The 13,716-nt window shown below is 53.0% G+C and carries 11 protein-coding genes and 1 tRNA gene; 2 read left to right on the top strand and 10 right to left on the bottom strand.

The features are described 5' to 3' along the window. Positions 1 to 44 precede the first annotated feature (44 nt). The 5 genes from KIH39_RS00815 to trxA all read right to left on the bottom strand — a co-directional run bounded on the left by KIH39_RS00815 (position 45) and on the right by trxA (position 6,381). Positions 45 to 587: a hypothetical protein gene (locus KIH39_RS00815; protein ID WP_213497382.1), complete on the bottom strand. Its 543-nt coding sequence runs from the start codon at positions 585 to 587 to the stop codon at positions 45 to 47. 462 nt (positions 588 to 1,049) lie between these two features. Then, a complete protein-coding gene (locus tag KIH39_RS00810) occupies positions 1,050 to 2,303 on the bottom strand; it encodes a radical SAM protein (RefSeq protein ID WP_213497381.1) in 1,254 nt (417 codons plus the stop codon). 87 nt (positions 2,304 to 2,390) lie between these two features. Continuing rightward, positions 2,391 to 3,857 (bottom strand): MFS transporter, encoded by a 1,467-nt coding sequence (locus KIH39_RS00805; RefSeq protein ID WP_213497380.1) that lies wholly within the window; start codon positions 3,855 to 3,857, stop codon positions 2,391 to 2,393. Between the two features lie 146 nt (positions 3,858 to 4,003). Further along, positions 4,004 to 5,614, bottom strand: a complete 1,611-nt coding sequence (locus KIH39_RS00800; RefSeq protein ID WP_213497379.1) for a coiled-coil domain-containing protein — start codon at positions 5,612 to 5,614, stop codon at positions 4,004 to 4,006. A 434-nt stretch (positions 5,615 to 6,048) separates the two neighbouring features. Beyond that, positions 6,049 to 6,381: a thioredoxin gene (trxA, locus tag KIH39_RS00795; RefSeq protein ID WP_213497378.1), complete on the bottom strand. Its 333-nt coding sequence runs from the start codon at positions 6,379 to 6,381 to the stop codon at positions 6,049 to 6,051. A 223-nt stretch (positions 6,382 to 6,604) separates the two neighbouring features. Here trxA and KIH39_RS00790 point away from each other — a divergent pair. Further along, positions 6,605 to 6,677: transfer RNA gene (locus tag KIH39_RS00790), tRNA-Glu, on the top strand. 107 nt (positions 6,678 to 6,784) lie between these two features. On the opposite strand, the gene KIH39_RS00785 is transcribed toward KIH39_RS00790, so the two are convergent. The 3 genes from KIH39_RS00785 to KIH39_RS26755 all read right to left on the bottom strand — a co-directional run bounded on the left by KIH39_RS00785 (position 6,785) and on the right by KIH39_RS26755 (position 8,425). Beyond that, positions 6,785 to 6,964, bottom strand: a complete 180-nt coding sequence (locus KIH39_RS00785; protein WP_213497377.1) for a hypothetical protein — start codon at positions 6,962 to 6,964, stop codon at positions 6,785 to 6,787. Between the two features lie 145 nt (positions 6,965 to 7,109). After that, positions 7,110 to 7,622, bottom strand: coding sequence for a transposase (locus tag KIH39_RS26760; protein WP_213497376.1), 513 nt, complete (start codon positions 7,620 to 7,622; stop codon positions 7,110 to 7,112). Continuing rightward, the gene (locus KIH39_RS26755; protein ID WP_213497375.1) at positions 7,619 to 8,425 is read right to left on the bottom strand and encodes a transposase; all 807 of its coding nucleotides are present in this window, start codon (positions 8,423 to 8,425) and stop codon (positions 7,619 to 7,621) included. The genes KIH39_RS26760 and KIH39_RS26755 overlap by 4 nt, the downstream gene beginning before the upstream one ends. 2,037 nt (positions 8,426 to 10,462) lie before the next feature. Between KIH39_RS26755 and ltrA the strand changes: the two genes are divergently transcribed. After that, positions 10,463 to 11,695, top strand: a complete 1,233-nt coding sequence (ltrA, locus tag KIH39_RS00770) for a group II intron reverse transcriptase/maturase (RefSeq protein ID WP_213497374.1) — start codon at positions 10,463 to 10,465, stop codon at positions 11,693 to 11,695. A 173-nt stretch (positions 11,696 to 11,868) separates the two neighbouring features. Here ltrA and KIH39_RS00765 read toward each other — a convergent pair whose 3' ends face one another. Together KIH39_RS00765 and KIH39_RS00760 are read right to left on the bottom strand one after the other, a co-directional pair. Further along, the gene (locus tag KIH39_RS00765; protein ID WP_213497373.1) at positions 11,869 to 13,059 is read right to left on the bottom strand and encodes a hypothetical protein; all 1,191 of its coding nucleotides are present in this window, start codon (positions 13,057 to 13,059) and stop codon (positions 11,869 to 11,871) included. A gap of 11 nt (positions 13,060 to 13,070) precedes the next feature. Beyond that, positions 13,071 to 13,712 carry a hypothetical protein gene (locus KIH39_RS00760; RefSeq protein ID WP_213497372.1) on the bottom strand — a complete coding sequence of 214 codons (642 nt, stop codon included), beginning with the start codon at positions 13,710 to 13,712 and terminating at the stop codon, positions 13,071 to 13,073. Between the last annotated feature and the right edge of the window lie 4 nt (positions 13,713 to 13,716).

Genomic DNA, 13,716 nt, shown 5'->3' with positions numbered 1-13,716 from the left:
TCGCTGTCGTAACAGCGACTCGGTCCCACCCAAAGGAATAGCGATCAGGGAATCTCTTCAAATTCCTTTCGTACCTGATTGAGCCCGTAGGCACACAGCTCGAAATCGTTGCTCAATCGTTTCAATACCGCCGATTCCTCGGCCCAGGGGTCATTCTCGAAGCTGCTAGCGATCAGATAGCATTGTTTGCCCGATCGGCAGAAATCGACGAAATGATCGGAAGCCCACCGATTCGCGGCCTTCTTCTGGATCACCTCGGGATATAAACCCGTCCAAAATAACGTGTAATCGCCGATATAGCGATAAACTTCGCGACGGGTATCGCCTGTCTCTGGTAGCGATTCCGCCTCTTTCAGCATCTCGCTGACTTCTTCCGTAAAGCGACCATTCCGGCCGGAGATTTTGCAGACGGAATCCATATGCAGAAATCTCGTCAGCATATCGGCCAGATAGTCAATCAGTTTGGTGTCGGTAACACCCAGTTCGATTAAGAATGCATGCTCGGTAATTCCCGCGAACATTTTACGAAGCGGATGTTCTGGTGAAGGAGTCCACATGGTTATGCCCCCTTGGGTTCGATGTTCCATGCCTCCGAAGGAGAGAAGATATACGAAGGCTCAAATCCACTTGGGACGACGCTACAAAATGTCGTCCGATTCGTCAATACTATTCTACACCATAACTTCAAAAATAAAAATGATAACTTTCGTGAAGCTCTGCGAAAAAGCTTCGCTGAAAAAGGATCAAATAGAGCACGGACCGATCCAGATGTTCCTGCTCTTACTGTTCGACAGGATCCGGTCAAACTCCGGACGGCGGATGTAAAGTGAGCTAGGTTCTCTGTACAAGGCGTTGACAATCCAGATTTAATCCTCTCCTTGACCTCGAAGAAGCTTAGGAGCTGATAAAAAGCCTTCTCAAATGCGTTCCTCAGGCCGAGAAATTGTTTTGGCTGACCTACGTGGTTGTTCTAGAACTGACGCGTGATATCCTTTGACACTGTCACTGTATAACAGGAGAATCGGAATAGGCGATCCGAAGAGGAGCGTTCAACCTTGCTTCAGAATGGCTGGGGCGGAACTCTTCGAATGATCTTGGCCCTGATAGACGCCGAAATCATTAAACCAGAATCGCTTGGCGATCCGATACAGCCAGTTCTTTTCCGGGATCTCATTTCCCGGGTTGTACTGGCTGGTTCTCACGTCCATAGCCGCTAGCTCCTGCAAAGCCGTTTTTCGAGCCGTCGTATCCGGGGCCGCGTGTTTCTCGACTAAAGACTTCAGCAGATCGGGACGCTCGAGCACGATGCACCCTCGGGTCGTCTCCTGAGCCAGCTGGCGGAAGTCGTGCAGAAAGGTCGATTGCTGAAACTTCTGTCTTAAGGTTCGCTGGTCGCCATTCTTCGAATGAATCGATTCCTTGGCAAACTGAACGATCGGACAGGGCTCAATATCCCCCCACGGATTGATGTGGTGGCTGATACCCGTGGCCGCCGGGCAGAGGGCTTTGCCTTCGCCATCGTAATAGGCATCGACAATTATGATCGGCTTCTTCGCACGCATCTCGACCACGAATTCGCGAGCTCGTCTAGCCTGATCCGGCGATAAACAAAGATCGAAATTCGGCTTCGGTCCCATCGGCCGGTAAACATGGAACCAGGTATACAGTACTCCCATGTCGATCAGGCGATCGACCCATTTTTCCGTCAGTAAATCATCGATGTTCGTTCGACAGAGACTGGTACAGACGCCGGTCATCACCTTATTCTTCAGGCAGTTCTGCAAACCCTCCATGGTTTTGCTTAGCACACCTGCCCGGCCCCGGCGTTCATCGCTGATGATCTCCGAGCCTTCCACACTAATGAGCGGTGTGACATTCCCCAGTTGCCGGAGTCGCTTGGCTTTTTCATCGGTGATGAAGTGGCCATTAGTGAAAATCTGGAAGTAACAATCGGGATGATTTTCCAGTAACTCGAACAGTTTGGGATGCATGAACGGTTCGCCGCCGACGATCCCAAAAAAGACATTCCCCATTTGTTTGGCTTCACGAACCAGTTTATCGAATGCTTCGGGCTGAATGATCTCCTGTTTGGAAGCGACATCGACCCAGCAGCCCTGGCAGCGCAAATTGCAGGAGTTGATGATCGACACGTACAGAAAGGGCGGGAAATACTCGCCTCGTTTCAGACGGCTCTTATGCCGTTGAACCGATATCATTCCCTTCAGCCCCATGTTCCAGGCCAATTTCCAAAGCAGTCGCTTATCGGTTTCCAGCAGTGTACGTTTAGCCATCGAATAGAGCATGATTTTCTCATCCCGGGAGTGACACTTTATTATAGACACTCCCCGAAAAGCGAACGAGCTTACACAAGGATTCCCTAAAAAGCATATTCATTCCGGCAATGGCAGATCCTTGGTCTCCGGGGCAAACCAGATCAGCACCATACCAACCAGATAGACTAAAGCCAGGATAGGACAGGCCGAAGCATAGCCATCGGCAAAAAGACTTTTGATGACCGGCAGTTGCAACACCCCCACGGCGGCAATGATCCGGCCGAAGTTGAAACCGAACCCTTGCCCTGCGGCTCGCATGGCCGTGGGAAACAGTTCCGGGAGATAGAGCGGCAGCCAACCGTAAAAAGCCGCAGCGATTCCGCCCATGCAGAAGACACTCGCGAGCATGGAGTAATCATAGCCGGTGTTGAAGCGAAAAAAGCCGACGACGATTCCCAGTGAAGCAATGCATAAGCCGAAGTAGGTCCATCGCCGGGGTAGATAAACGCCGATCCAGGCGATAGCCAGACAGCTGAACGTCGCTCCGAGTGCTGAATAAACTTGTGTGAATGCCCGGCACTCCTTAATTGTCTTACCAGTAATTTCGTCGATCCAGGTCGGAGCCAGTTGTACACTCGCCCAGGTGCCCAGGAGTGGTACGCCACTGAGGCAGGCGGCCAGCAATACTCGACGCGTGGTCAATCGCTGCAGAGATTCTGCCAGACCGCTTCGTGCCAGATTGCGTCGGATGGGATAGACATATCCGAACACGGCCACCACGAGGAGTAGAAGAGTCGCTGGTAAGCGCACGATAAACGGAGCTTCTATCGCCCAAATGGTAATAATACCCAGTGCGGCCAACGCCCCAATCAGCACTCCCAACAGATCCCGGCCGTCACTACGAGTATGCCCGCGCTCCCGTTCCTTCTCCCACTTTTGCGATTCCGGAACCATCAGACGAATGAGGAAAGTCAATAACGCCGGAAAGGTCGCGCATAGCATTAGCACTCGCCATCCGGAGTTGCCGGTTAGCCATTCAATAGTCTGCGATGAGAACGATAACGCTTTGAGTAGCGATTTAATTTCCCCAGTGATATTTCCGAGAACCAGACTCATCAGAGCGATCAGCACGTAGCCCAAGTTACCCGCGGAACCGATGACCCCCGCCAGCCAGGCCCGGGATTTATCCGGCCAGAGTTCCATGACCAGGGCCACACCCAATGCCCATTCACCCCCCATACCTAGGGAGGCGATGAATCGAAAGATTGCCAGTTGCCACGCGGCCGAAGCCAGGCCGCAAACGCCGCTGAATAAGGCGTAGGTTAGCACGCTTAGGGTCATAGCACGTACGCGGCCCATGCGATCACCCAGCCAACCGAACAGCACGCCGCCAGTGGCCGCCCCGACGAGAAACCCGGCTTGAATGATGGAGAACCACAGCGATATGTCGGAACCCGGCATCAGTTCCTGCAAGGCCGGGCGGGCGATTAACGGGAATAGGCCCATTTCGAAGCCATCAAACATCCAGCCCAAAAGTGCGGCAATCAGCGCCAACCAGGCGCCGCGATTTGATACAGGCTGCATCAGCTTTTCACCGGAAGGTCCCGAGTGCCGGGCGGGAGTAAACAGAGGTAGTTGAATATGTTAGTGAGATTTTCGCCGGACGGAGAATAAAGGCGGGGCATGAAGAGAAGAAACCACCGCTACTCCCGCGGACCGAACAATTTGAATCAGGCCGCCCTATTCTGTCTGCGATTATCGTTCAGATACATCAACCGGCTGATACGCTCAATCTCCTGATGCAGGTGCTGGATGGTCTTTTCCTGCTGCTGGCAGAGATTCCTGTGGTGTTCGAGATCGTTTTCGAGCTGCTCGAGCTGGGAGCCCTCTTCCTGGCGGTGCAATTCTCTCTCAGCAAGTTCAGTCAGAGCTTTTTCCGCATCCGCCAACAGGTAGTGGTAGCGTTCTTCCATCCCCGCCTCGGCCTCGCGAAGTTCCTGTAGCATCGACAACACTTCCTGATGCCGGCCATCGAGTCGAGCAGTCGCTTTTCGCAGAGCCCGGTCGAGCCGCCGTTCGTAGCGTTCGATCCGATACTTGGATACCAGAGGATTTTCGCTCTCCTCGACGAGCTTCGTACGCAGCTGTTCCAGAACGACCTGCTGGCGGGCTTGAGCCAGAGCGGTCTCTCGCACTTGTCGCTGTTCTTGTTCGACCTGCTCCAGTTTGCGGGTCCAATCCTCGAGCATCGCCTTGCAACGCCCCTGCTCGTTGCGAACTTGTACCAAGAGCGTCGATTGCCGTTCGGTCCAGACGTCGACGAGTTTGGTCAGTCCGAGTTGAATCTGCTTGCGGTTCTTATGCAGAAGACGGATTTCATCTTCCAGAAGTTCTTTTTCCCTGTGCCGGGCTTTCTCCCGATTATTGAAATCGGCTTCCCGGCCCTCCAGCTCGGCCTGCCTTCGCTCCAGTTCCGTCTCGGTCTCGAGAATTGAGGCTTCTCGCTGAGCGATAGATCGCTCGCGCTGGTCGAGTTCCTGTTCCCGATTCTGTAGTTGCGTTCCCAATTCTTCCAGGTCGACCAGGAGGGCGATCTGTTCGCTGCGCCACGACTCCCGGGCCCGGTAGAGTTGGACCAGCTTTTCCGGCACGGGATCGGAATTTGAATCCGATAAACGGGCTTCGGTTGATTCAGTGCGATACTCCAGTGCGGCCGGCTGTGCGGGGACCGAATTACGCAAGGCCAGGATCCGGCGATCGAGCGAAACCAATTCCCGGGCTTTGCTGAGACACTGCGACTGAATTTCTTCCTTCCGCTTGAGCCAAGCCTGCTCTAATTCCACAAGATAGTAGGCGTATTTTTCCAACTCGGCTTTTCGGGAGATCAAATCGGTTTCGGTCAACTTCCAGCGCAGCCGCCAATCCTGCTCCTCGGCGGAGAGATCTTCCCAGCCTTTTTGGATTCTGGCTTTTTCGGAGACGGAGAAGTTTTCCAGTTGGGCTTTTTGTTCCTGCAGCCTCTGCTGTTCGAGTTGCAAGCTAATCTGTTCGTTAGTCAGCGTATCTTGAACCTGCCGCGTTTCGATGCGCTTCAATTCCCAGTGCCGTTTCCAGCGCGCCAGAAATTTCTGCCTAAGTCGAACCAGACGCCGGCGTTCCTGGCTGGCCTGATATTCCCGATCTTCGGCTTCCTGTCGAGCGATGGCCAGCGCACCGAGATCTTCCTGATACTGGCTTTCGAGTTGCTGTCGTTCCTGGCGCAGGAGGTGCCGGCCTCGAGAGAGTTCCTCTCTCAATTGTTCCAGGAGGGCGATTCTGGGAGATTCCGCGCGGGTACTCATCAAAGCCGACTCCAAGCGCACCGAGCCATCGGATCGGAAAGACACAGTGATTACATCGACTGGTGGATTGGGAGAATTGAGAAGGACTGGGAAGAAGAATTGAAACAGCCAGTAAAATAGGCAAAATGGAAAATCCCCGGTGGGCACGGGGATCGCACCTGGGTCATCTCACGCCACGAAGCGTGATCCCATAAGACAAATAAAACCCCTCATTTTCGACCGGTTCAGCGTACCAGATCTCCCCTGTTAAAATGGAGCGGTTTTGCGGATAACTGAAGCTTTTCGAATATCGATGGGCTGATAGAAGCGTTAAAACTGGAACATTCGGCCGCAGAAATGAGAAAAAACCGGCTGGCCGAGTTGCGGGAAGCAAAACTGATAAAAAAACCTCAGCAGGATAGCCCCACTGAGATTCGGTAACGGTCTTTGGACCCTTATACCACTTCGTTGAGCATTTTCGACAAAGTCGCTTCGTTGGTCAGGCCGACCAGTTGTTGAACCGGTTGTGCGCTGCCCTTGAAAATCAGTAAGCGGGGGATCGTCGCGATGTTGTACTGCGAGCCGAGATCCTGATTTTCATCGACATTAACTTTGCCGACTTTGACCTTGCCCGCAAATTGATCGGCAATTTTGTCGATCACGGGAGTCAATTGACGGCAGGGGCCACACCAGGGGGCCCAGAAATCGACCAGAACGGGTACCGAACTTTGAACAACTTCGGCTTCCCAGTTGCTTTCGTTAAACTCGTGTACGTTGGGGCTAGCCATTTTTCCGCTCCTTCATGTGCTGAACGTTCATCTTCTTGTTATTGTAGTTCGAGAAGCAAACGCCTAGCCGAATTTTCACTTTCCACAAGGGATACTACCCTTCTTGGCGGCGGACCTTTCGGGCCGTTTGTATCGGTCAACTTTCTCGAAAGTGGGTCGGATTGTGAACCCTGTCTTGACGTTCACACTCTCTACTTCTATCTATTCTTTTCAGCCGATTGACGGCCCTATCGTCTAGTGGTCTAGGACACAGCCCTTTCAAGGCTGCGACCCGGGTTCGAATCCCGGTAGGGTCATCTGCTTTGGATTACTTCGCCTTTCGCCCTTCTTTACCTTTCGTATTCCGCGTTCGAGCTCTCCAAGCCGCCCAGGCAAATATCGTCCTGCTCAACTGCCACACATATTATCCTTCCCGTAGTGTGGCATTCATCAACGGCAAGGAAACACTCATAATGCTCGATCCCAGGGCAATAAAACCGAATATTTCAGCGATCTGCAGCTTCTTCAGACCGTAAGTGAGTTCTAAACTCCCCTTGGAAGCGAGATGCGATTCAATTTCCGGATTCAGTTTTTCGGGGTTCATGATCGAAGATTTCTGAACGAGACTCGAGATGCAGCGATTTTTGCCACAACTCGCCAAAAAAGTCCAAATCCAAGCAGGCTTGCAAGTTTTTGAACGGTAAAACCATACATTTTAACGTCATTTCGTAAAGTTGGCTCTTCCGTTTCTAGGTGTAGCATTCAGAGAAATACTTCTGGATCTGGTTGACGAAGCCGCGAATCTCCGCAACGGTCGGCCCTAATTTTTTCGCAGCCCAATTCACGTCCAGGAGTATTCTCGTCCAGAGCGTAGTTAGACTCTGAATTCCATAACTCCGACGTAGCACTACCCGAATCTTGGTATTGAGACCTTCCACCGGGCCGCTGCTTTTGCGTTCCTCGAAGTAGGCTAAGATCCCCTCCCAGTTATTCTTGAGCATCGTGATGAACGGCTCCCAATCCATCTCGGTCTCGCGGGCCTGGACGATCCAATCTTCCAACAGTCGCGAGGCTTCGGCTCGGTTCGGGGCACTATCGAAGATCTTGGTCGCCTCCCAACGCAGATGGTAGATCGTTCCCAACGAAGGCACCTTCTCGAACAAATCCTCGAGGGCCTGGACCTGCTCCGGATTCAAATCCTCGGGACGACGCCGGAAGTCGTGCATCTGAGAACGCAGCTTCTTGCGGGCTTCCCCGCTCAAACTTCGCTTGTAGGCTCGATAGTTTTTTTTCGCAGATCGTCCGCCACCTCACCCAATTTCTTGGCGACGTGAAAGCGATCTATCACCGACTGGCTGTTGGGTAAATGCACGCCGCAAGCCTTCAAATACGCCGCGCTCATGTCCGTATGATGCCAACGCACCGCCGACCGTTGCTGGGCCGACAAACGCTCCAAACACGCTCGCCCCGCTGCTTCGTCGCGACCCTTGGACAGAGCCAGAATCTCCGGACGCTCCCCATTCGTCAGGTCCGTCAATATTGTCGCATATCCCTTATGCCCCTTACGCAGGCTGATCTCATCCAGACCCAAACGCTCGATCTTCCGCTGGGGATCGATCTGCTTCGCCTTGGCGTCCTCTATCCGGTTCTTGACGATTCGCTCCACCGTCTCCGCGGCAATCCCCAAACGCACCGCCACGTCTTCGGCTGTGCTCCCGATCAGACTGACCAGCACCTGCTCCTCGAAGCGAAACGTATATTTCACATCCCGACGCTTGAACGGCGGCAACAGCGATTGACGGTGACCGCACGACGGGCAGCGGTGATACACCTCCTGGTACACGAAAAAGCTCGGCTTACCCCACAAATCCAGATCGCGGATGCTCAGAAACTTGTTCTTCTCCACCAATTGAAGCCGAGACTCTCGCTGGCAAGTCTCGCAACAAAGATTGTCGGGCAACTCCCAACTCACGTGAAAGGCGTGGCCACCGTCGACGCGTTCGTATTCGCCAACGCTCACTCCGGCAGGGACGTCCATGTCTATGGCAATGGTAGTCGTCGTCATCGGCTCTTCCGTGATCCAGGTAAAGGGTACTCTAAATTGCAATCTATCCCAAAATGACCGATTCGCCGAGAGTTGCGCCTAAAAACGGAAGAACCGTAAAGTTTTACCAGGAAAGGTCATCAGATCATCATTTTTCATATAGTGGAAAACGCGATTTTGATGACCTTCGGTTATTTCTTGGGAAATACGCATGTTTTCATATTCTCGTATAAACATATTTTGATTCGTTTTGATGACCTCCTGAGGGGTAAAGTTGATAGTCCTTGAGAGCTGCTCGCTCCTAGAAGGTAACAAGCTCGGTGACGAGCAAGCCACCATTCCTGATTGGCAGGCTTATGGAACCTAGGATTGAATCCCAATCCCCGCACCCAGTAGCGTAAACGAGAGGGAGGTGAGCAACAAGGTGCGTTTTGGAGAGGCTACGAGATGCCGTGAATCGAATAACCAGGGCTTTGAAAATAGGTTACTCGTTTTGAAAAAGGGACTAATTCAAAACTGCATGGGCGAGTAGTCAGTGTCACTCAAAACATTACCTGACAGTTACTTACGGTGATTATAAAGGGTTACCAGGGTCACCCGCCGCACACGCCTCTTTATAGCTTCGAGAGTCGCTCACCTAGAGACTGAAGACGTACGATAGGCAAACCAGTAATTGCCAAAACCTCATTTGGCGAATGTCCGATTTCGATCTGGAACGATTGCAAACACAAAACAATGTGCAAAATGTCATTTTTACTGTCTGCCAATACATTATCTCCCGCGATCAATCTGATATTACTGATCGAGACTTCAAAGATGTCCGCGGCGTCATGTAGATAGCTACTTAGCGCATCGAAAATTGCTTCCATTCTCTGCCGCTCTACTTCTGAATACTTTAGTGATGAGCTTCGCAAGAAGGGTGGGAAAAGGCTCCATGTGATTGCATAACAGATTATCTTTACATCTTCGCCAGAAAGATCGATTTCAATTGTTCAAGTTCCTTTAGGTATTAGGTTTCCCGGTGCCGACACAACGTACTTTGACTATACACTTCCAGTCTGGTGCAACTCCATTTTTTTTCATCAGCGTTTCGTAATCAGTAAATTCAGTCGTGGGTTCTTCATACTCAGCATCCCATACCGAGTCGCACTCGAAGCACATAACGGCTCGTCGATCGCCAAGATTCGTAAATATGACATCCCACAGATCACCATATTCTTCGCAACAAGGGCATAATCGCATTGTAGCACCTCACCCTAGAGAATTGACGGCGGGTGGCACTGGCAAGCATTCTTAATCAGCGCATGTCGTTATCCAGTAACGGTTTGAGTGGCACTGGCCATCTGCGAGTGCGTTTCTGCAATAAAGCGTTCGTTCTGCTCGAATTTGTGCCTGAGAGGGTGATAATTCTCTGGCACTTTTTTCTCCCACGCACTGGCAGTTAGCCAGTGCCACGTGCGCCCGTGACTATTCGATACTAGCAGGGTGAGATTCCCTGTCGAAAGGAGGCTTGGCCTTTTGTACCCGAAGGTAACTGCGTCGCCGTGAGGCGGGGTGGGGAGCAACCCGAGGGGAGCATCTCGTCCGCAATAAAGTGAACTCGTTTCGGCAGCGGATACCGGCGAGCCTGCGTGGCTAAGGGCGAAGCTAGCAAAGCCGGACTGACCGAGAGGTCCGCCAGCAGTTGGAGAACTTATGGTGACGGCATTATCCCGAGATAAAGCCCCAAGCGAGTCGAGGGAGGTATCCGATGTGGTTGGAGGCGGAAGGAGTGCGAAAGGTATCGAATGTAAGCGGGGATATCCGAGGCACCGGGGAAGGCGATTGCCTTGTGCGTCGGAAGTCAGAGCGTCCATAGTAGCGTGGAAATCGGGTAATGCCGACGGAGCGAAGGGACGTAGGAAGGTGGATTTCGAGGAGTTTATGGGCAGGAAAGAGAAACCGCCGTCAGTGCCAGTGGCTAAACAAGGCGGAGAAGAAACCGACCCACTCTCGGGTACCGTTAGTAGGGTCCGAGAGCAATGGTCGTGGACGGAACCTGCGGTATGGACCGATCGGATGTTGAGCGCGCTCGAAGAGGGCGTTAAAGGAGGCGTCTGGTTTAGCTTGATGGACAAGGTGTGCAAGAAGAGTAACCTGAAGTCGTCATCGGCGAAAGTCGTGGCGAATGGGGGCTCAGCGGGCGTGGATCATGTGAGTGTCGAAGCGTTTGCCAATCATTTGGACGAGAACCTGGAAGCCCTGGGACGAACTTTACGGGACGGCACCTACCGTCCTTCGGCAATCCGGCGAACGGTGATCCCGAAGCCGGGGAGTGAAGAAGGCCGTCCTCTGGGTATCCCAACGGTTCGAGATCGAGTGGTTCAAGGCGCGGTTCGCCAGGTGTTGGAGCCGATCTTCGAGAAGGATTTCGCCTCGGGCAGTTACGGCTTTCGTCCGGGTCGAGGCTGCAAGGATGCCTTGCGAGAGGTGAATGAACTCTTGCGGGAAGGTTACACGCATCTGGTGGATGTCGACATTAAAGGCTACTTCGACGCGATCAATCACGATCAATTAATGGATTTATTGAAGCGAAAGGTCGCGGACGGCACGCTGTTGGCTCTGGTGGAGCAATTCCTTAAAGCCGAGATATTCTCGTCGATGGGGAGTTGGGAACCGGAATCGGGAGCCCCGCAAGGGGCAGTTTTGAGTCCGTTGTTGAGTAACGTGTATCTGGATCCTTTGGACCAATTGATGGAATCCCTAGGTTTTCGGATGGTGCGATACGCGGATGACATGATGATCGTCTGCCGCAGTCGAGCGGAAGCGGAAGAAGCCCTGGCGACGTTGAGCCGCTGGTGCGAATCGGCCAAGCTACAACTGCATCCGGAAAAGACGAGAGTGGTGGACACGCAGATCGAGAGTTTCGAATTTCTAGGCTATTGCTTTGGAGTTTATAAAGGACAACGTCTGATATATCCTCGGAAGCGAAGTCTGGAGAAACTTCGGGATGCGATTCGCGCGAAAACGAAGCGGAAAAGAGGCGATAGCCTGTCGCAGATCGTCCGCGACGTGAGCGTAACGCTACGAGGCTGGTACGGATACTTCAAGCACAGCAAAAAGAGGATCTTTCGGGACGTGGATAAATGGACTCGAATGCGGCTGCGGTGCATACTGCGTCGTCGTCTGGGTCACGATTGTCGAAGCCGAAAGATGGACAACTTCAAGTGGCCTAAAGCTTACTTTGCCGAGGCGGGGCTGTTCTCCCTGGAACAGGCACATCGTCTGGAATCTCAATCCCTCAAGGGGTAAGACTACTGACCGGAAAGCCGGATGCGGGAGATCCGCCCGTCCGGTTTGGAGGGAAGGGGGAGCCCAATACTCCTCCTAGCCCTATACGGAAATTGGACGAGGATTGAGTCCTACAATTCGCAAAGATCAATAAAAAAAACAGCAAGTAACCAGTGCCACCCACCGTTCTCGATCTAAAGAGTTTCGGGAAGCAGATCGAGCTGATGCTGTTGAGGCGGCCGCGGGGCAGACCGAGCAAGGTCATCCAATATCTTTGGAAGGGGATTTACCACGACGTTCCTGGTCCTGCCAACTGTGGGGAATTGACGGCCGCACTCTGGGCAAATATGAGTCGGGCCTGGTACGAAGGCTGCTTCGCCTGCATCAAATCCAGGTTGGCCACAATGCGGGCAGTCCATCGACCTAACTCGCCCCTTCAGCGATGGAAGGACATTTTGGGCCATCAGCACGCGGACCATGTGAGGGTCAAGCTCTACGCCATCGATTATTACCTCTGAGAATGTGTCATCCACAGTCGGATCTTCCTGGTCATCAGTCAAAAATGCATGGACGTGAATACCCTCTTCTTCGTCCTTTGGTTGCGTCCATAGAAATGCTGGGTTAGAGCCCCAGATTTGAAGGCCGCCAGGATAATCTGACTGCTTGATCTCGAAATTCTTAGGAGCTGGCGAAACCTTATGATCGGCTGCTCCGCAGGCATCCCGCACTCCGATGATCGGATTGCCGATCCCTCTCACGCGGTCATGAAAATGCTTCCCACAGCCAGCGCAGAGATGTCGGCGGTGGGGATTCACACTGAACCAATCCTTGTCGAGGTGAGGCCAGCTACAATGAGTGCAAGAAACGAAGCTCATTGAGTAGCCGAACACAGAACTGACCATGTAGTAAATCGCGTCGGTTTCATTGACGATGATTCCATCCACGGGCAGTTTCTTTCCCATGAGTCGAACAGCTCGGAAAGTGAAATCCAACTCCTTCTTTGAACCCGACTCGGGTCGAGCGTGGATGTGAATCCCGCTATCCATCGGTCGCCGCGTCGTGTCATAGACGGCCGGCACAGCGCCCCAGAGAGCCACGCCCCCGCAGTATTTATCCAGTTCGAGAATCTTTATCTCATCTTCCCGGAGTGGAATTTTGTCTGCTGCACAGCACTTTTTGGCCGGCTTGCCGCCCTTCTCGGTGGCGTCAGCCCGATGCGCTCGGCACCAGTAGCGTGTACCGCCATCACGCCGTTTCTCGATGGGAGCAATGTCACATGGCACATCCGGGCCGCACACTTCTGCATGTGAGGGCAGTTCAGGAGCGAACAACGTTCTCTGCCTAACGAATTGAGACTTACTTTTGCCACTTCTTTGTACTACCATAAATAATCTCCTTAGGCTTTAACGCGAATCGCATCGCGAGTCGAAATTCTCAGAACACGGCCAATCTCCTCCGGCTCGATCGGCTTACCTGCAGCGATCTTCACCCGTTCCAAATGATCTCGCAGTTTCAGAACCTGACGTTCAGACAGGTTGCGGTTTCGGCCCATAAGCTCGCGGATCGAGTTGCCCTTGATCCCGAAGACATCACGAAGAATATCCAGCGTCCAGAGTCGCCCCTCCTCCATCTCCTCTGGCGTCAGGAGGGCAATTGTGTTCGTGCCGACGAGATAGTTTTGAATTCGCCGCTCGAACTGGTCGTGGTGATCGAGCGGGTGCTGTTTGCCGTCGGCGGTTACGATCACGTTCCCGCTGACCTGGCCGTTCGGCAGCAGTACAAGCCGATGCTCTGGGAAGCGCTCATACGCCTCCATCGCGGTAATTTTCTCCTCGATCGCGAAGCCGCCGATCACGAACTGATCGACGTTCCGGACCTTTCCGGACACGACGAAGATGTGGTCATCCTTCTGAAGCTGTTCTCGAAAATCAGGTCGGCACGCACCCAACGAGGCTTTCGGCCCCAGGTAGGGGTCCTTGACATCCTTGCCTTTGCCCGGATCGTAGCCGCTGCTAGTGACGAAAATCTTGCCGATCATGTCG

It is taken from the genome of Telmatocola sphagniphila (assembly GCF_018398935.1).
In the GTDB taxonomy this organism is placed as follows: Bacteria; Planctomycetota; Planctomycetia; order Gemmatales; family Gemmataceae; genus Telmatocola; species Telmatocola sphagniphila.
The sequence above is the reverse complement of the archived record's forward strand: the minus strand, read 5'-3'. Positions and strand labels throughout refer to the sequence as shown.

Bases quoted from the DNA above. Each gene is read 5' to 3' on its own strand.
- KIH39_RS00815 (WP_213497382.1), bottom strand. From the start codon at position 587: ATGGAACATCGAACCCAAGGGGGCATAACCATGTGGACTCCTTCACCA.
- KIH39_RS00810 (WP_213497381.1), bottom strand. From the start codon at position 2,303: ATGCTCTATTCGATGGCTAAACGTACACTGCTGGAAACCGATAAGCGA.
- KIH39_RS00805 (WP_213497380.1), bottom strand. From the start codon at position 3,857: ATGCAGCCTGTATCAAATCGCGGCGCCTGGTTGGCGCTGATTGCCGCA.
- KIH39_RS00800 (WP_213497379.1), bottom strand. From the start codon at position 5,614: ATGAGTACCCGCGCGGAATCTCCCAGAATCGCCCTCCTGGAACAATTG.
- trxA (WP_213497378.1), bottom strand. From the start codon at position 6,381: ATGGCTAGCCCCAACGTACACGAGTTTAACGAAAGCAACTGGGAAGCC.
- KIH39_RS00785 (WP_213497377.1), bottom strand. From the start codon at position 6,964: ATGAACCCCGAAAAACTGAATCCGGAAATTGAATCGCATCTCGCTTCC.
- KIH39_RS26755 (WP_213497375.1), bottom strand. From the start codon at position 8,425: ATGACGACGACTACCATTGCCATAGACATGGACGTCCCTGCCGGAGTG.
- ltrA (WP_213497374.1), top strand. From the start codon at position 10,463: ATGTTGAGCGCGCTCGAAGAGGGCGTTAAAGGAGGCGTCTGGTTTAGC.
- KIH39_RS00765 (WP_213497373.1), bottom strand. From the start codon at position 13,059: ATGGTAGTACAAAGAAGTGGCAAAAGTAAGTCTCAATTCGTTAGGCAG.
- KIH39_RS00760 (WP_213497372.1), bottom strand. From the start codon at position 13,712: ATGATCGGCAAGATTTTCGTCACTAGCAGCGGCTACGATCCGGGCAAA.